General features: G+C 73.4%; 15 protein-coding genes, 2 tRNA genes and 1 pseudogene. 16 read left to right on the top strand and 2 right to left on the bottom strand.

Annotated features, from left to right (window positions below):
* The first annotated feature begins 3 nt into the window (after positions 1–3).
* From ID804_RS11070 to gltX, 4 genes are all read left to right on the top strand, one after another.
* Positions 4–510 carry a hypothetical protein gene (locus ID804_RS11070; protein ID WP_169080081.1) on the top strand — a complete coding sequence of 169 codons (507 nt, stop codon included), beginning with the start codon at positions 4–6 and terminating at the stop codon, positions 508–510.
* A 96-nt stretch (positions 511–606) separates the two neighbouring features.
* Positions 607–1386: a fumarylacetoacetate hydrolase family protein gene (locus tag ID804_RS11065; RefSeq protein WP_169080079.1), complete on the top strand. Its 780-nt coding sequence runs from the start codon at positions 607–609 to the stop codon at positions 1384–1386.
* A gap of 65 nt (positions 1387–1451) precedes the next feature.
* A complete protein-coding gene (locus ID804_RS11060; RefSeq protein ID WP_169080077.1) occupies positions 1452–2732 on the top strand; it encodes an MFS transporter in 1281 nt (426 codons plus the stop codon).
* 11 nt (positions 2733–2743) lie between these two features.
* Entirely contained in the window at positions 2744–4252 is a 1509-nt protein-coding gene (gene gltX / locus ID804_RS11055) for a glutamate--tRNA ligase (RefSeq protein ID WP_169080075.1), read from the top strand.
* On the opposite strand, the gene ID804_RS11050 is transcribed toward gltX, so the two are convergent.
* Complete coding sequence (locus tag ID804_RS11050) at positions 4249–5193, bottom strand: cytochrome b/b6 domain-containing protein (RefSeq protein WP_317451277.1); 945 nt, start codon at positions 5191–5193, stop codon at positions 4249–4251. The two genes, gltX and ID804_RS11050, sit on opposite strands and share 4 nt — an antisense overlap.
* An 82-nt stretch (positions 5194–5275) precedes the next feature.
* Here ID804_RS11050 and ID804_RS11045 point away from each other — a divergent pair, with 82 nt between their 5' ends.
* The 5 genes and pseudogenes from ID804_RS11045 to ID804_RS11025 form a co-directional block, all read left to right on the top strand.
* Positions 5276–5956, top strand: coding sequence for a hypothetical protein (locus tag ID804_RS11045; protein WP_169080073.1), 681 nt, complete (start codon positions 5276–5278; stop codon positions 5954–5956).
* A gap of 146 nt (positions 5957–6102) precedes the next feature.
* A tRNA-Gln gene (locus ID804_RS11040) sits at positions 6103–6174 on the top strand.
* A 30-nt stretch (positions 6175–6204) separates the two neighbouring features.
* A complete protein-coding gene (locus tag ID804_RS11035) occupies positions 6205–7137 on the top strand; it encodes a Ppx/GppA phosphatase family protein (protein WP_169080071.1) in 933 nt (310 codons plus the stop codon).
* 84 nt (positions 7138–7221) lie between these two features.
* Positions 7222–7905 (top strand): MerR family transcriptional regulator, encoded by a 684-nt coding sequence (locus ID804_RS11030; RefSeq protein ID WP_211161224.1) that lies wholly within the window; start codon positions 7222–7224, stop codon positions 7903–7905.
* Positions 7860–8981: pseudogene (locus ID804_RS11025) on the top strand (hypothetical protein); the annotation flags it as partial. The gene ID804_RS11030 and the pseudogene ID804_RS11025, both read left to right, overlap by 46 nt.
* Here ID804_RS11025 and ID804_RS11020 read toward each other — a convergent pair.
* Positions 8978–9610 carry an MBL fold metallo-hydrolase gene (locus ID804_RS11020; RefSeq protein ID WP_169080065.1) on the bottom strand — a complete coding sequence of 211 codons (633 nt, stop codon included), beginning with the start codon at positions 9608–9610 and terminating at the stop codon, positions 8978–8980. The pseudogene ID804_RS11025 and the gene ID804_RS11020 sit on opposite strands and share 4 nt — an antisense overlap.
* Positions 9611–9683: 73 nt before the next feature.
* Here ID804_RS11020 and ID804_RS11015 point away from each other — a divergent pair, with 73 nt between their 5' ends.
* The 7 genes from ID804_RS11015 to ID804_RS10985 all read left to right on the top strand — a co-directional run bounded on the left by ID804_RS11015 (position 9684) and on the right by ID804_RS10985 (position 16273).
* Positions 9684–9965, top strand: a complete 282-nt coding sequence (locus ID804_RS11015; RefSeq protein WP_169080063.1) for a metal-sensitive transcriptional regulator — start codon at positions 9684–9686, stop codon at positions 9963–9965.
* Between the two features lie 76 nt (positions 9966–10041).
* Positions 10042–11016, top strand: coding sequence for a diacylglycerol kinase family protein (locus ID804_RS11010; protein WP_169080061.1), 975 nt, complete (start codon positions 10042–10044; stop codon positions 11014–11016).
* Positions 11017–11103: 87 nt separating this feature from the next.
* Positions 11104–11179: transfer RNA gene (locus tag ID804_RS11005), tRNA-Glu, on the top strand.
* Positions 11180–11394: 215 nt separating this feature from the next.
* The gene (locus ID804_RS11000; RefSeq protein WP_317451276.1) at positions 11395–12477 is read left to right on the top strand and encodes a TerC family protein; all 1083 of its coding nucleotides are present in this window, start codon (positions 11395–11397) and stop codon (positions 12475–12477) included.
* A gap of 144 nt (positions 12478–12621) precedes the next feature.
* Positions 12622–13500 (top strand): PP2C family protein-serine/threonine phosphatase, encoded by an 879-nt coding sequence (locus ID804_RS10995; protein ID WP_317451275.1) that lies wholly within the window; start codon positions 12622–12624, stop codon positions 13498–13500.
* Entirely contained in the window at positions 13497–14543 is a 1047-nt protein-coding gene (locus tag ID804_RS10990) for an FHA domain-containing protein (protein ID WP_169080057.1), read from the top strand. The genes ID804_RS10995 and ID804_RS10990 overlap by 4 nt, the downstream gene beginning before the upstream one ends.
* Positions 14543–16273, top strand: coding sequence for a serine/threonine-protein kinase (locus tag ID804_RS10985; RefSeq protein ID WP_169080055.1), 1731 nt, complete (start codon positions 14543–14545; stop codon positions 16271–16273). The genes ID804_RS10990 and ID804_RS10985 overlap by 1 nt, the downstream gene beginning before the upstream one ends.
* The last annotated feature ends 11 nt before the right edge of the window (positions 16274–16284 follow it).

Below are 16284 nucleotides of genomic sequence, written 5' to 3'. Positions count from 1 at the left end.
CTCATGACCCGTCGCCCCCGCACCGCTCGACTGGCCGCCGCCGCGCTCGCGGGCGCCCTCGCGCTCGGCGCGAGCGGCTGCGCGACGGGCACCCCGATCGACAACATCGTCGAGGGGCTCGTCGACCAGGGCGTCGAGCAGATCACCTCGGGCATCGACGAGTCGATCCGCGGGCTCGTCGACGACGTGCTCGGCGGCGTCGAGCTGACGACCGACGGCGAGGCGCCCTCGAGCTTCCCGAGCGAGGTGCCGCTCACGGGCGAGGTGCTCGGCGGGGGAGCGGGCCCCGAGGGCTCGGGCTGGGTCGTGCGCACGCGCCTGTCGAGCGCCGCGCAGTTCGACGAGGCGGCGGCCGCCCTCGAGGCGGCGGGCTTCGCCGGCAGCGGGGTCTCGAGCGACGACGCCAGCGGGTACGGCGCCTTCACGTCGGGCTCGTACCGCGTCGACCTCTCGGTCGCGACGGATGCTCAGGGCGAGGTCACGGCGACGTACGTCGTCACCCCCGCCTGAGCATCCGCCCGCGGTCTCGCGCCGGCGACCGCTCGCGGCCGCGGGCACTCGATGCGAACGCATGAAGCAGGACTGAACAGAAGGTAGGCTCGCACGGTGAAGATCGCGCGCTTCAGCACCGACGGAACGCCCCGCTACGGCATCGTCGACGACGACGAGCTCGTCGTGCTCTCGGGCGACCCGATGTACCACGGCTACGACACGACCGGCGAGCGGGTGCCGCTGAAGGACGCGAAGATCCTGGCGCCGGTCATCCCGCGCTCGAAGGTCGTCTGCGTCGGCATGAACTACGCCGCCCACGCCAAGGAGATGGGGCACGACGCCCTGCCGAACCCGCTCATCTTCCTCAAGCCCAACACCGCCGTCGTCGGCCCGGGCGACGCCATCGTCATCCCGCCGGTCGACGGCCGCATCGTGCACGAGGGCGAGCTCGCGATCGTCATCGGCTCGGTCGCCAAGCGCGTCAAGGCCGAGAACTGGCGCGACGTCGTGTTCGGCTTCACGATCGCCAACGACGTCTCGGCGCGCGACGTCATGTTCGCCGACGGCCAGTGGGCGCGCGCGAAGGGCTACGACACGTTCTGCCCGATCGGCCCCTACATCGACACCGAGATCGACCCGACGAACCTCGAGATCGAGACCTTCGTCGACGGTGAGCTGCGGCGCAAGGGCAACACGGCCGACCTGCTGCACAAGATCCCTGAGCTGATCGAGTTCATCAGCGACGTGTGGACCCTGCTGCCCGGCGACCTCATCCTCACCGGCACGCCTGACGGCCTCGGCGGCTTTGTCGACGGCCAGACGGTCGACATCACGATCGAGGGCCTCGGCACGCTCAGCAACCCGGCGAAGAACCGCGACGACCGAGACTTCTGATTCGCGCGGTCGCGCTCGCGACCGTCGTGCACGCGGCGGATGCTCGGCAGGAGCATGATGGAGCCATGAGCTCCGCCCCTCCGGCCCCGGCGACGGTCGCGGCGGTCGACGTTGCTCGCGTGCAGCGCCGCGTGCGCTCGACCCTCATGGCGGGGCAGGTGCTCGCCGGCCTCGGCATGGGCTCGACCCTCAGCATCGGCGCCATCCTCGCCGCCGAGGTCTCGGGCTCGCCCGCCTACAGCGGCCTCGCCGCCACGATGGCGACCCTCGGCGCCGCGCTCGCCGCCATCCCGCTCGCGCGGCTCGCCGGCCGGGCCGGGCGCGCGACCGCCCTCGCGACGGGCGCCCTGACCGCCGCGACCGGTGCGGTGCTCTCGATCGTCGCCGCGGGGCTGCCGAGCTTCCCGCTGCTGCTCGTCGGCATCATGCTCATCGGCGTCGGCACGGCCGTGAACCTCCAGTCGCGCTTCGCCGCCTCCGACCTCGCCGCGCCCGCGACGCGCGGCCGCGACCTCTCGCTCGTCGTCTGGGCGACGACCGTCGGCGCCGTGAGCGGCCCCAACCTCATCGGCCCCGGCGAGACCCTCGGGGCGGCCATCGGGCTGCCACCGCTCTCCGGCCCGTTCCTGTTCACCGTCATCGCGCAGGTCGCGGCGGCGACCCTCTACCTCGTGGCGCTGCGCCCTGACCCGCTGCGGCTGGCGCTGCAGCTCGCCCGTGATGCCGCGGCGGCAGCGGCCGAGGCGGGGGAGTCGGTGGCCGAGGCGGCGCGCAGCGACCGCGCGGGCATCCGCCTCGCGCTCGTCGCGCTCGCCCTCAGCCACGCGACGATGGTGAGCGTCATGGCGATGACGCCCGTGCACCTCACCGATCACGGCGCGAGCCTCGTGATCGTCGGGTTCACGATCAGCCTGCACATCGCCGGCATGTACGCGCTCTCGCCGGTCTTCGGCATCCTCGCCGACCGGCTCGGGCGCTGGTGGACGATCCTCATCGGGCAGGCGCTGCTCGTGGCGAGCCTGCTCTTCACCGCGCTCGGCGCCGAGAGCGAGGCGGCCGTGGTGGCAGGGCTCATCCTGCTCGGCCTCGGCTGGAGCGCCTCGACCGTCGCCGGCAGCGCGCTGCTCACCGAGTCGACCGCGCCCGAGCGGCGGCCGGTCATCCAGGGCCGCAGCGACCTGCTCATGAGCGGCAGCGGCGCCGTCGGCGGCCTGCTCGCCGGCCCGACCCTCGCCGCGCTCGGGTACTCGGGGCTCTCGTTCGTGACGCTCGGCCTCGTCGCGGTCGTCGTCGCCCTGCTCGCGCTCACCCCCCGGGCCGCGGGAGGCGCCGCACCCCGCCGGTAGGATCGCAGGCGATGACCACTCCCGCCTTCTCCACCGCCACGGGCAGCGATGTCCGCGTGCGCTTCTGCCCCTCGCCGACCGGCACGCCTCACGTCGGCCTCGTGCGCACCGCCCTGTTCAACTGGGCGTACGCGCGCCACACGGGCGGGAAGCTGATCTTCCGCATCGAGGACACCGACGCGGCGCGCGACAGCGAGGAGAGCTACCACCAGCTGCTCGACGCGCTGCGGTGGCTCGGCATCGACTGGGACGAGGGCGTCGAGGTCGGCGGCCCGCAGGCGCCCTACCGCCAGTCGCAGCGCGGCGAGATCTACGCCGAGATCATCCAGAAGCTCAAGGATGCCGGCCACCTGTACGAGTCGTACCTCACGCCGGAGGAGATCGAGGCCCGCAACATCGCCGCAGGCCGCGACCCGAAGATGGGCTACGACAACGCCGAGCGCGAGCTCACCGAGGCCCAGCGCGAGGCGTACCGCGCCGAGGGCCGCCAGCCGGCGCTGCGCCTGCGCGTGCCCGACACGGCGCTGAGTTTCACCGACCTCGTGCGCGGTGACATCACCTTCCCGGCGGGCAGCTTCGTCGACTTCGTCGTGGTGCGCCCCAACGGCGCCCCGCTCTACACGTTCGTGAACCCCGTCGACGATGCGCTCATGGGCGTCACGCACGTGCTGCGCGGCGAGGATCTGCTGTCGTCGACGCCGCGCCAGATCGCGCTGTATCACGCGCTCATCGACATCGGCGTGGCCGAGGCCATCCCGCAGTTCGGGCACCTGCCGTTCGTCATGGGCGAGGGCAACAGGAAGCTCAGCAAGCGCGACCCGCAGTCGAACCTCTTCCACCACCGCGACCGCGGGTTCATCCCCGAGGGCCTGCTCAACTACCTGTCACTGCTGGGCTGGTCGCTCAGCCACGACCGCGACGTCTTCACGCTCGACGAGCTCGTCGCCGCCTTCGACGTGCGCGACGTCAACCCCAACCCGGCGCGGTTCGACCAGAAGAAGGCCGAGGCCATCAACGGCGACCACGTGCGGCGACTGCCGCTCGAGGAGTTCGTCGAGCGGAGCATCCCCTATTGCAGCGGGGCGGGCCTATTCAACGACGTTCCCCGCCCGAAGGAGCGGGAGCTGCTGGCGAAGGCCGCCCCGCTCGTGCAGGAGCGCGTGGGCCTGCTCGGCGAGGTGCCGGGCATGGTCGGCTTCCTGTTCACGGCCGACGACGACCTCGAGATCGAGGCGGATGCTCGCGCCTCGCTCGGCGATGACGCGGTCGCCGTGCTCGAGGCCGGCATCGGCGCCCTCGAATGGCTCGAGGAGTACACGCCGGAGGGCATCGAGGCCGCCCTGCGCACGGCGCTCATCGACGGGCTCGGCCTCAAGCCGAAGGTCGCGTTCGGGCCGCTGCGCGTCGCCGTCTCGGGTCGCCGCGTGAGCCCGCCGCTGTTCGAGTCGATGGAGCTCCTCGGCCGCGACTCGACGCTCGCCCGCCTGCGGCGCTTGCGCGACAGCCTGCAGCAGGCCTAGCGCTTCGCCGTCGCCGGCGGCGCGGGCAAGACCCGCACGTCGGCGACCTTCTGCGCGATCGCGATCTGCGCGGGCGGCCGCAGCAGCGCCCACGCCGCGGCCATGACGCCCGTGGAGAGCGCGAAGAGCCCGACCCCGAGCCAGCTCTCGGCGTCGTCGACGCCGGCGTAGATGCCGTTGAGGTTCTCGCGCGCTCCCGTGAGCAGCACGAGCGCGACGTGCGCCACGGTGAAGGCCACGAAGTACCAGAGCACGAGGCGGTGGGTGCGGCGAGCCGCGGCGTCGCCGAGCGGCCCGCGGGCGCGCATCCACCGCTTCGGCCACACCGGCGACAGGCGCAGTCCGGTGACGAGCGCGAGCGGCGAGGCGATGACGACGGTGGCCGCGTAGAAGAGCTGTTGCAGGCTGTTGTAGCGCGTCCAGGTGTCGTGGTCGGGCCAGTCGAGGGCGAGGTACTGCAGCGCTGACGAGAGCGCGTTCGGCACGACGGCGAGGTCGGTGGGCACGAGCCGCTGCCAGTGCCCGCTCGCGACGAGGGCGATGACGTAGACGACGCCGGTCGCGACCCAGAGCGTGTCGACGATCATGTGCCACCACGCGTGCAGGCCGAGTCGGGCCGGATTCCTGGCGACGATCGGGCCGAGGGTGCGCCGCGTCACGAACGCGGGCGGGCGCTGCCCGGCGCGCAGGTGCAGGCCCGAGCTGACGATGAAGAGCAGGAAGAAGGCGCTGAGCCAGTGCGTCCAGCGCAGCCAGGCGGGGAACCCCTCGGGGGTGCCGGGCGGCGGGTCGTACGCGCCCGGGTAGGTGCTGATGAAGGATGCCCCGGCCGGGCTGTCGAGGAACGCCCGCGCCGCGAGCATCGCGCCCGCGAGCGCGGCGAGGGCCGCGGCGACGGCGACGACCACGGCTCGGCGGCGGGAGGCGGTCGGGCGCGGCACGGCTCTTACCGTAGCGCGCGGCGCGGGAGCGAGGCTGGGGGAGGGGCGGGTCGCGTCGGCGCGCCGCGGCTAGGCTGGCGGGATGTCCGACTTCCCCTCACGGGTTCCCGCGTGGGCGCGGTGGATCCCGGCCGTGCTGCTGTCGATTGTCATCGTGGGGGTCGTCATCTTCGCCGTGACCGAGGGACCCCGGCTGCAGGCAGGGCCCGGCCCGGCCGAGACCGACGAGGTCGATGAGCTCAACTTCTCGGTGTTCACCGAGGAGGGGCTGGCGTACATCGACGAGCAGCGCATCCCGCGCCTCGATCTGCGCGAGCTGCCCGTCGAGACCGAGCCGCTCGGGCTGCCCGCCGAGGGTGAGCTCGTCATCGGGCCGCACCCGCAGGATCTGGACTACCGGCTGGTGCTGCTCACGACGTCGGGCGAGCGCGGGGCGCGCTTCACGACGCCGGCGTTCGCGATCGTGACCGAGGGCGGGGCCGTTCGCGAGCTGCGCATTCAGCCGACGCGCGGGGGAGCCGCTGGCGCCTTCCCGACCTTCCGCGACGTCGAGGCGTTCGCGAACGACAGCGCCGAGCGCTTCGGCTTCGCGCCGCTCGAGCCCGGCACTCTCACCGATCTTGTCGTCGCGGCCCAGCAGTCGGGCGTGCAGCAGCCACTCTCGACGGGCACGGGCGACCGCATCGGGCTGCCCACGCGCGTCGACATCGTGTGCTTCCCCGAGGCGTACTGCGGGGCTGAGATCGTCGTGAGCGTCGAGTGAGCCCCCACTGCTCAGGGCGTCGGATGCCCGGGGCGCGCCCGGGCGGAGGCCCGCGTTCGTGCCCGCTCACCCGGTAGGGTAAACTCGCTTCTCGGCCCGCTCGCGGGCCTCCCGGCGATCGAGGGCCCCGGCCCGCGATACCCCGGTGGGGTATGGTGTAATTGGCAACACGGCTGATTCTGGTTCAGTTGTTCTTGGTTCGAGTCCAGGTACCCCAGCAAGTCCTCCTCTCCGCGTAGCCTGCAGGCATGCGCCTCGGAGTCATCGACGTCGGCTCGAACACCGTCCACCTGCTCGTCGTCGACGCGCACCCCGGCGCGAGCCCTGTGCCGTACCACTCCGAGCGCTCGACGCTGCGGCTCATGCGGTTCCTCGACGCCGAGGGCGCGATCGTCGAGGAGGGCCAGCGACTGCTCATCGACGCGATCGGCAGCGCGGCGGCGACGGTCGCCGAGATCGGCGTCGACGACGTCATCTCGACCGCGACCTCGGCGATCCGCGAGGCCGCCAACGGCGAGCAGGTGCTCGCGCGCATCGCCCGCGAGACGGGCGTCGAGCTGCAGGTGCTCTCGGGCGACGACGAGGCGCGCATCACGATGCTCGCCGTGCGGCGCTGGTTCGGCTGGTCGGCGGGCGAGATCCTGCTGTTTGACATCGGCGGCGGCTCGTTCGAGATCGCGCAGGGTGCCGACGAGTACCCCGACGTGCAGGTCTCGCTGCCCCTCGGCGCCGGCCGCGTCACGATCAACCACCTGCGCGACGCCCCGCCCGCCCGCGAGGCCGTCTCCGCCCTGCGCGCGCACGCCCGCGCCGTCTTCACCGAAGCGCGCGACACGGTCTTCGCCGACCGGCCCCGGCCGACGCGCGTCGTCGGCACGTCGAAGACGATCCGCTCGCTCGGCAGGCTCGTCGGCGGTCCCGCCGACCCGCTCACGGGCGAGGCGGCGCCAATCCGCTACGAAGGCCTCAAGGAGTGGGAGCCGACCCTGCGCGAGATGCCCTCGGAGGTGCGGCAGTACTTGCCCGGCATCACGCCCGAGCGCGGCTACCAGATCCTCGCCGGGGCCATCCTGCTGCGCACGGCGATGAAGGTCTTCGACGTGCCGACGCTCACGATCTCGCCGTGGGCGCTGCGTGAGGGCATCGTGCTGCGCTACATCGACGCGCTCGATCGCGCCTGACGCGGGGCGGATGCTCGTCCCTGCGCGCGACAGCATCCAGGTATAGACATCAGCACTATCGATAGTTACGCTATCCACATGAGGATGAGCGAGCTGAGCACGGCGACGGCCACCCCGGTGCCGACGCTGAAGTTCTACCTGCGCGAGGGCCTGCTGCACGCCGGCGAGCGCACGAGCCCCAATCAGGCGCAGTACGACGAGAGTCACATCAATCGCGTGCGCCTCGTCCGGGCGCTCATCGACGTCGGCGGGCTGCCTGTCGCCCGCGCCGCCGAGGTCGTCTCGGCGATGCAACGCGACGACCTGCCCGTGCACTCCGTTCTTGGCATCGCCCAGCGCGCCGTGACCGAGCGTCTCGCGCCCTCGAGCGCTCCGGAGGAAGAGTCGCCGAGCGGCACCGGCCGCCGCCTGATCGACGAGCTCTGCGCGCGCCGCGGCTGGCGTGTGCACCGCGAGAACCCCGGGCTCGCCATGGCCGCCCGCGTCCTCGACGCCTACGTCGCTCTCGGCCAGGATGCTCTGCTGGAGGCCCTCGACGCCTACGCCGACGCCGCCGAGCTCGTGGCCCGCGCCGACCTCGCCGCCGTCGCCGCGGCGGGCGAGCGCTCGCGCGGCGACCGCACCGAGATGGTCGACGTCGTCATCGTCGGCACCGTGCTCGGCGACGCGCTCGCCGCGGGGCTGCGCCGAGCGGCCCAGGAGCACGCCTCGCTCGAGCGGTTCCCCGCCCCCGACCTCGACCACGACCGACAGGACACGCCGTGCTGAACGAGACCCGAGCATTCACCCACGACCACGACCACGACGCCGATGGCGACCTGACGCTCACCGGGCGCGCCGACTGGCGGCCCGACTGGCGGCTCGACCTGCCGCCGCAGCAGTGGCACCGGCCGCTGCTCGCGCTCGCGGCGGCCCTGGCCGTGCTGACGATCGTCGCCGCGGTCGGCTACGCGGTCGACGGCCGCGAGCTCGTCGGCCGGCCGCTGTGGGAGAAGCCGCTGAAGTTCGCGATCTCGGGCACGATCTACGCCGCGACGTGGGCGTGGCTGCTCGGGCACCTCACGGCGCTGCCGGGCCGCCGTCGCACCCGGCGAATCGCGTGGTGGGCGGGCACGGTCATCGCCGTGACCCTCGCGATCGAGCTCGTCATCATCGTCGGCTTCGCCGCGGCGGGCCTGCGCAGCCACTTCATGGTCGACACGCCGCTCGCGACGACGGCGTGGTCGATCATGGCGAGCGCGATCACGACGCTGTGGGTCGCCACGCTCGTCGCAGGGGTCGTGCTGTGGCGCAGCCCCGGCGCCGACGCGGCCCGTCGGGCGTCACTGCGGGCGGGCATCCTGCTGTCGCTCGTGGGACTCGCGCTCGGGTTCCTCATGACGGGGCCGACGAGCGCTCAGCTGGCCGACTTCCAAGGCGTCGCCGGGGCGCACACCGTCGGCCTGCCCGATGGTGGCCCCGGCCTGCCGCTGCTCGGCTGGAGCACGGTCGCCGGCGACCTGCGCATCCCTCACTTCGTCGGCATGCACGCGCTGCAGGCGCTGCCGCTGCTCGCGCTGCTGCTCGAGCTCGCCGCCCGACGCGCACGCGTGCTCGCCTCGGCTGAGGTGCGCCGACGCCTCGTGCTCGTGGGCGCGGCGGCGTTCGCGGCGGTCGTCGCGAACGTGACGCAGCAGGCCCTGCGCGGGCAGTCGATCGTCGCGCCGGATGCCCTCACGCTGTCGCTCGCGATCGCCACCGCCGCGCTCACCGCGGTCGCCGCGGGGGTTGTGCTGGCTACGGCTCGGCGCGACGCGCGTCGGCGCACCCGCGCCGTCGCCGTCCCGGCGAGCGTCGCTCCCTAGACCTCGAGCGCGTCGCCCGCGACGAGCGGGAAGAAGCGCCCGCCGTGCTGCTCGACGACGTGCTGGATGCGCCCGTTCGCCATCGCGTTGCCCGCGTCGGAGTTCACCCGCTCGTGCGTCGGGAACGCCCGGCGCGGCCGCACCGCGTTCAGGTAGTCCATGACCTCGCCGATCTTGAGCCACGGCGCGCTCGCCGGCACCGCGAGCACGTCGACCGGCACGCCGGGGTCGGTGAACGAGTCGCCCGGGTAGTACAGCGCGTCGTCGATCATGACGCCGAGGTTGTCGATGACGGGGATGCTCGCGTGGATGACCGCGTGCCGACCGCCCGAGAAGGCGAGCCGGAACGGCCCCGCCTCACGGGCATCCCCCGCGGCGACGACCTGCCAGTCGTAGCCCGGGTGCGCGGCGGCGACACCGGCGGGCGCGAAGAGGGCGGCGTCGGGGGAGGCGGCGAGGAGCCGGTCGAGGTGCTCGGGCGTGACGTGGTCGGCGTGCTCGTGCGTGACGACGACGGCGACGAGGCCGGGGGCGTCGAAGGGGGCGGCGAACAGGCCGGGGTCGACGACGAGACGCGCGCCCTCCTTCTCGAGCTCCAGGCAGGCGTGCTCGTGCTTGGTGAGGATCATGCCGTCACGGTACTCGCGCCAGCCGTGTGCGCGCCCCTACCGCACCGGTACCCCCGGGGGGTACGCTTACCGGATGATCGACGACATCAAGAAGCGCTCACTCCACCGCGCGCGGATCCTGCAGGGCCAGATGCGCGGCATCGAGCGCATGATCGAGGCCGACGAGTACTGCGTCGACATCATCACGCAGTCGCTCGCCATCCAGAAGAGCCTGCGCAGCCTCAACAAGCTGCTCGTCGAGAACCACCTGCGCACGCACGTGACCGACATGTTCGACGCCGGCGGCGACGAGCGCGAGAGGGCCGTCGCCGAGCTGCTCGCCGTCTTCGAGCTGCAGAACAACCGCGGCAGCTGACGCGCCGCGACGCGCCGACCGGGCGGATGCCCGCCGCGCGCCGCGCACGACCGTTCCGCCCCCATAATCGGCAGGTGTGACGACGGTGCGCACGCTCGCGGTGGCGATCAACCCCACGGCCTCCTTCGGTCGCGGCCGCGAGGTCGGCCCTCGCGTGGTCGCCCTCCTGCGCGAGCGCGGGCACGTCGTGCACGAGCTCGTCGAGCCGAGCCTCGAGGCGGTGCGGGCTGCCGCCGCGGCCAGGCTCGCCTCCGGAGTCGACGCCCTCGTCGTGGTCGGCGGCGACGGCATGGTCAACCTCGGCGTCGAGCTCACCGCCGGCACGGGCACCCGGCTGGGCATCGTGCCGAGCGGCACCGGCAACGACATGGCGCGCGGGCTGGGCATCCCCCTCAACGACCCCGAGGCGGCGATCGAGCGGATGCTCGACGCCCTCGATCACGGCCCCCGCGTCATCGACGCGGCCCGCATCGATCACGGCACCGCGTCGCCCGCCGGCACCACCGGCACCGCCGGAACCGCCTCGATCGGCGGGGCCGGCCGCCCCGGCGGCTCCCGCCGCTTCGCGTGCGTGCTCTCGGCCGGCTTCGACGCGATCGTCAACGAGCGCGCGAACCGCCTGCGCCGCCCGCGCGGCCGCAGCCGCTACACGGTCGCGCTGCTCATCGAGCTCGCCCGGCTGCGCCCGATCGCGTACCGGCTCGTGATCGACGGGGAGGAGCTGCGCGAGCGCGCGCTGCTCGTCTCAGTCGGCAACAACACCTCGCTCGGCGGCGGCATGCGCGTCACACCGGACGCGCTGCTCGACGACGGCCTGCTCGACGTCATGATCGTGCGCCCCCTCGGGCGGCTGGCGTTCCTGCGCATCTTCCCGCGCGTGTTCGCGGGCACGCACGTGACCGACCCGCGCGTGATCATGCGGCGCGGGCGCAGCATCCGCATCGAGGCCGACGGCATCGTCGCGTACGCCGACGGCGAGCGCATCGCGCCGCTGCCGATCGACGTCACGGTCGAGCCGGGGGCGCTGCGCGTGCTCGCTCCGGCGCCCTGAGCGGCCGCGGAGGAGAGGGGGTCGCGTGCCGAGGCAGTCGTTTTGGAATCCGCTCGGCACCTATGCCATACTCGTCCAGTCGCGAACGGCCCCATCGTATAGCGGCCTAGTACGCCGCCCTCTCACGGCGGTAACGCGGGTTCGAATCCCGCTGGGGTCACCAGACACGAAACCCCCGGTCATGCCGGGGGTTTCGTCATTCTCGCCGGCGCGGCACGGGCCCAGCGCGTGCGCGGTGCGCGTGCGGCGCGGCCGCGGGGGCGGATGCTCGCCGCGCGCTTCCCGGACGCCCGCCCAGAGCGCGCGCCGCTCGCGCGGGTAGACTCGCCCAGTTCGCCGCCCCCCGCGGCTCCGTCACCACCCCCCCGGAAGGCCTTCGTGGACTACGTCATCCCCGTCTGGTTCGAGATCGGCTCGTTCGTCGTGCTGAGCCTGATCCTGCTCGCCGATCTGCTGCTCGTCGTCAAGCGGCCGCACGTGCCGAGCCCGAAGGAGTCGGGTCTCTGGGTCGCCTTCTACGTGGCGCTCGCGCTCGTCTTCGCCGGCATGATGTTCGCCTTCGTGGGCCCCGACGCGGGCGGCGAGTTCGTCGCCGGCTGGCTGACCGAGTACAGCCTCTCGATCGACAACCTCTTCGTGTTCGTCATCATCATGGCCCAGTTCGCGGTGCCCAAGAAGATGCAGCAGGAGGTGCTGATGGTCGGCATCATCCTGGCGCTGATCTTCCGCGGCGTGTTCATCCTGCTCGGCGCCGCGCTCATCGAGAACTTCAGCTGGGTCTTCTACATCTTCGGCGCGTTCCTGCTCGTCACGGCCGCGCAGCAGGCGTTCTCGGGCCGCGAGGACGACGAGGAGCGCGAGTCGAAGCTCATCGGCTTCCTGCGCAAGCGCATCGCGATCACCGACGAGTTCGACGGCATGAAGATCCGCACGCGCGTCGACGGCAAGACCTTCTTCACGCCCCTGCTCATCGTCTTCATCGCGATCGGCACGACCGACCTGATCTTCGCGCTCGACTCGATCCCGGCGATCTTCGGCATCACGCAGAGCCCGTTCATCGTCTTCACCGCGAACGTCTTCGCGCTCATGGGGCTGCGCCAGCTGTACTTCCTGCTCGGCCACCTGGTCGACAAGCTCGAGTACCTGAAGTACGGCATCGCGTTCATCCTCGCCTTCATCGGCGTGAAGCTCGTGCTGCACGCCCTGCACGAGAACGAGCTGCCGTTCATCAATGGCGGCGAGCACGTCAACGTGCCCGAGATCGACACGTGGACCTCGCTCGCGGTCATCATCGCCTCGATGGCGGTCGCTGTGGTGGCGAGCCTCATCAAGATCCGCCGCGAGCACCGCTACATCCCGAGCCTGACGGGCCCGAGCGACGACGACGCTCCCGCGGTCGTCGAGGCCACGGCCGAGGGCGAGCCCACGGTCGCGGCGCCCGGCGACGCGCGCGATCGCTAGTCACCCGACGGCCAGCGGCCGCCCCCGCACGCCCCGCCCTCGCCTCGCGCGAGCGGCGGGGCGTCGCCGTTCCGGCACTGAGTGCTGCTCAACGATTCTGTAGGGTGGTGCACCGACGGGTCGAGTGCTGAGGGGGGCGATGGCGTGCGCGCGCAGACGGAGGTGACCGTCGGGTCGGCTGCAACCCGCATCGTCGTCTCCGCCGAGACCTCGGCCGGTGCCGTGCGACCCCTCAACGAGGACTCCTTCCGGGCAGCCCCGCCGCTCTTCGTCGTCGCCGATGGGATGGGCGGTCACGAGCGGGGCGACGTCGCCAGCCGCACGGCGATCGCGGCGATCGCCGATCGCGTTCCCGAGGGCTCGACGCCGACGGTCGACGAGCTGCTCGCCGCGATCGGCGCCGCGAACGACGCGGTGCGCGAGCGCTCCGAGCGCGACGGCGTGACGGGCGTCTCGGGCACGACGCTCGTCGTGCTCGGGCTCGTGCGCGGCGACAGCGAGGGCTCGGCCTACTGGCTCGCGGCGAACATCGGCGACTCGCGCCTCTACGCCTGGAGCGGCCGCGACCTCCGCCAGCTCACCGTCGACCACTCGCTCGTGCAGGAGCTCGTCGATGCCGGCACGCTCAGCGTCGCCGACGCCGCCTCCCACCCCGACCGCAACGTGATCACGCGCGCCGTGGGGGTGCGCCCCGAGGTGAGCGCCGACGTCTGGCTGCTGCCGGTCGTGGGCGACCAGGTCTTCCTGCTGTGCTCCGACGGGCTGACCCGCGAGCTCAGCGACGCCGACATCGCGGCGCTGCTGCGCGAGCACGGCGCGCACGGCGAGCGGCCGACGATCGCGCAGGCGCTCGTCGACGCGGCGGTCGCGGCGGGTGGCTCCGACAACGTCACGGCGATCGTCGTCGAGGCGTCGAGCCCCGGTGCGCCGGAGGCGAGCGATCCCGGCCTCGCCTCGACCCGCGACCGGCTCGAGGCCGACGCGGAGGACACGCTGCCGCGCGCCCCGGAGCCCGCCCGATGACGGCCCGGTACGCGCTCGGCGAGGCGGCGGATGCCCTGCTCGCCGTCCGCGGCGGCCTCGCAGTGCTCGTCGCCGAGGCGCCGGGTCGCACCGCCGTGAGCGCCGCGGCGCTCTGGGCCGCGCTCGCCGAGCCGCAGCCGCTCACCCGCGTGCTCGAGCACCTGACGAGCGCAGGGCTCGCCGACGCCCCGGAGTTCGCGATCGTCGAGCTCGACGGCCCCGCCGCGCGCGTCGTCGTCCGCGGTGCGCTCACCGTCGCGGTCGAGCGCTCCGGCGCCCACGACGAGCTCGACGGGGCAGGGGTCGCCACCTGGCGCGAGTCGCTCGTGCCCGCCTTCGACGTGCTGCGCATCGGCTCGCCGGTGGGCGACGGGCTGCCCCTCGAGGCCGGCGTCGTGCGGGCCCGCGGGGTCGAGCTGGGCGCTCCCGGGTCGGTGGAGCCGAACGGCGAGCGGAACGTCGAGCATGGGGCGGTCGCGAGCCCCGATTCCTCGCCGCTCACCGCCCCCACGCTCGTGCCGCTCTCCAGCGAGACGCTCGTGCAGCACGCGCTGGCCGAGCAGCTGTTCGAGGCGACGATCGTGCGCTCGGTCACCGAGGCCGAGCTGATCGGCGACCATGACGGGCTCACGGTCGTCGGCGCGAGCATCCCCGGCTTCGCGGAGCGCGCGCGCCCCGCAGCGGTCGAGGCTCCGGCGGCGCCCGCCGCGCCCCGCTTCGTCGTCGAGACCGACCAGGGCGTCGTCGAGCCGCTCGCCCCCGCCGTCATCGTCGGTCGCTCGCCGAGCGCCAGCCAGGTCGCGAGCGGCGCCGTGCCGAGGCTCATCGTGATCCGCGACAACCCCGACATCTCGCGCACCCACGTGCGCATCGCGCTCGAGGGCGACACCGTCGTCGTCACCGACCTGCACTCGCGCAACGGCACGAGCGTGCGACTGCCGGGCAAGCCGCCGCAGCTGCTGCGTGCCGGCGAGGCCACCGCCGTGCTCGACGGCACCGTCGTCGACCTCGGCGGCACGACCCTCACGGTGCGGAGCCGCTGATGCGCCGCGCCCCCAGCACCCCGCCCGCCCTGCCGGGCTACGAGCACGTGCGCCTGCTCGGCTCGGGCGGGTTCAGCGACGTGTTCCTGTACGAGCAGCGACTGCCGAGCCGACCGGTGGCCGTGAAGGTGCTGCTGACCGACGGGCTCGAGCCGCGAGCGCGGCAGGCGTTCGTCGACGAGGCGAACCTCATGGCCCGCTTGAGCGCGCATCCTTCGATCGTCACGATCTTCCACGCCGACATCGCCGCCGACGACCGGCCGTACCTCGTGATGGAGTTCTGCTCCGGCCCCAGCCTCGGCGAGCAGGTCAAGCGCGGCCCCTTCGCCGTGGCCGACGCGCTGCGCACTGGCGTGCGCCTCGCGGGTGCGATCGCGACGGCGCACGAGGCGGGCATCCTGCACCGCGACATCAAGCCGGCGAACGTGCTCACCAACGCCTACGGGTGGCCGGCGCTGACCGACTTCGGCATCTCGTCGAGCGTCGTCGACGAGCCCGTGTCGATCACGACGACGCTCAGCGAGCTGCGCGGCGGCTCGAGCACCGAGGGCGAGTCGGTCGGCATGAGCGTGCCGTGGTCGCCTCCCGAGATGTTCGCCGATCGCCCCGACCCGGATGTCCGCTCCGACGTCTTCTCGCTCGCGGCGACCCTGCACACGCTGCTCGCCGGGCGCACCCCCTTCGAGATCCCGGGTCGCCCCAACGGGGCGCTCGACCTCATCGGGCGCATCGAGCGCGGTGCCATCACGCCGCTCACCCGCAGCGATGTGCCCGCCTCGCTCGCGGCCGTGCTGCGACGCGGCATGGCGACCGCGCGCGAGCAGCGCTACGCGAGCGCCGTCGAGTTCGGGCGGGCCCTGCAGCGCGTCGAGCTCGAGCTCGGCTACGCCGCCACGCCCCTCGACGTGCCCACCTCCCTCGCTGCCGAGCCGCCGCGCGCCCCGCAGGGGGAGGAGGCGAACGCCGATGAGACGCGCGTGCGCGGTGTCACTGTCATCGACGCGGCTCCCGCACCCGCCGCTGCGGTGCCCGTGCCGCCGGCCGCGCCGGCTGCGTCGGCACCGCCTGCGACGCCGACCACGCCGGCGCTCGAGGCGACCGTCGTGCGCGACGCCGCGCCCGCGAGCGGGCTCGCCCCCGCCCTCGACGCGACGGTCGTCCGCGGCGCGGCCCCGTCGGGCGCCGCGCCCGGAGTAGCTGCCCCCGCGGCGACCCGCCCGTCGTCTCCGGCTCGCGACGACACCACGGGGCACGGCGCCGAGGTGCCCGAGGCCGCAGGCAGCCCCGAGGCCCCGCCGACCGGGCCCCGCGCGCGGCGCGGCGTGCGCGTGCTCGTCGCCGCGGGCGCGCTCCTGCTCGTCGCCGCCGTGGTCGTCGGCGTCATCGTCGGCGGCGGCGTCGTGCGCGATCGCCCCGACGCGACCGCCCAGCCCTCCGACGAGCCCGGCATCGCCATCCCGGTCGAGACCGTGCCGAGCCCCGTGCTCGTCTCCGCCGGCCCGAGCGACGACGGCTCGGCCGCCGTCTTCGAGATCGCCAACCCCGAGCCGGAGGAGGGCGATCAGCTGCGCTGGGCCCGCGCCGAGCAGCCGGGCGACCGTCGACCAGTCGAGGGCGATCGCATCGTCGTGCCGCTCACGGCGCCCGGCGCGCGCGTGTGCATCGAGGCCGAGATCATCCGCGCCGGTCGCGCCTCCGCGGCCCCTCTCGAGAGCTGCTACCCCGCATGAATGAATCCGTG

It is taken from the genome of Microcella alkalica, from assembly GCF_014595885.1.
Taxonomy (GTDB): Bacteria; Actinomycetota; Actinomycetes; order Actinomycetales; family Microbacteriaceae; genus Microcella; species Microcella alkaliphila_B.
Note: the sequence above shows the minus strand (reverse complement) of the source record. Positions and strands in the feature narration are given on the sequence as shown.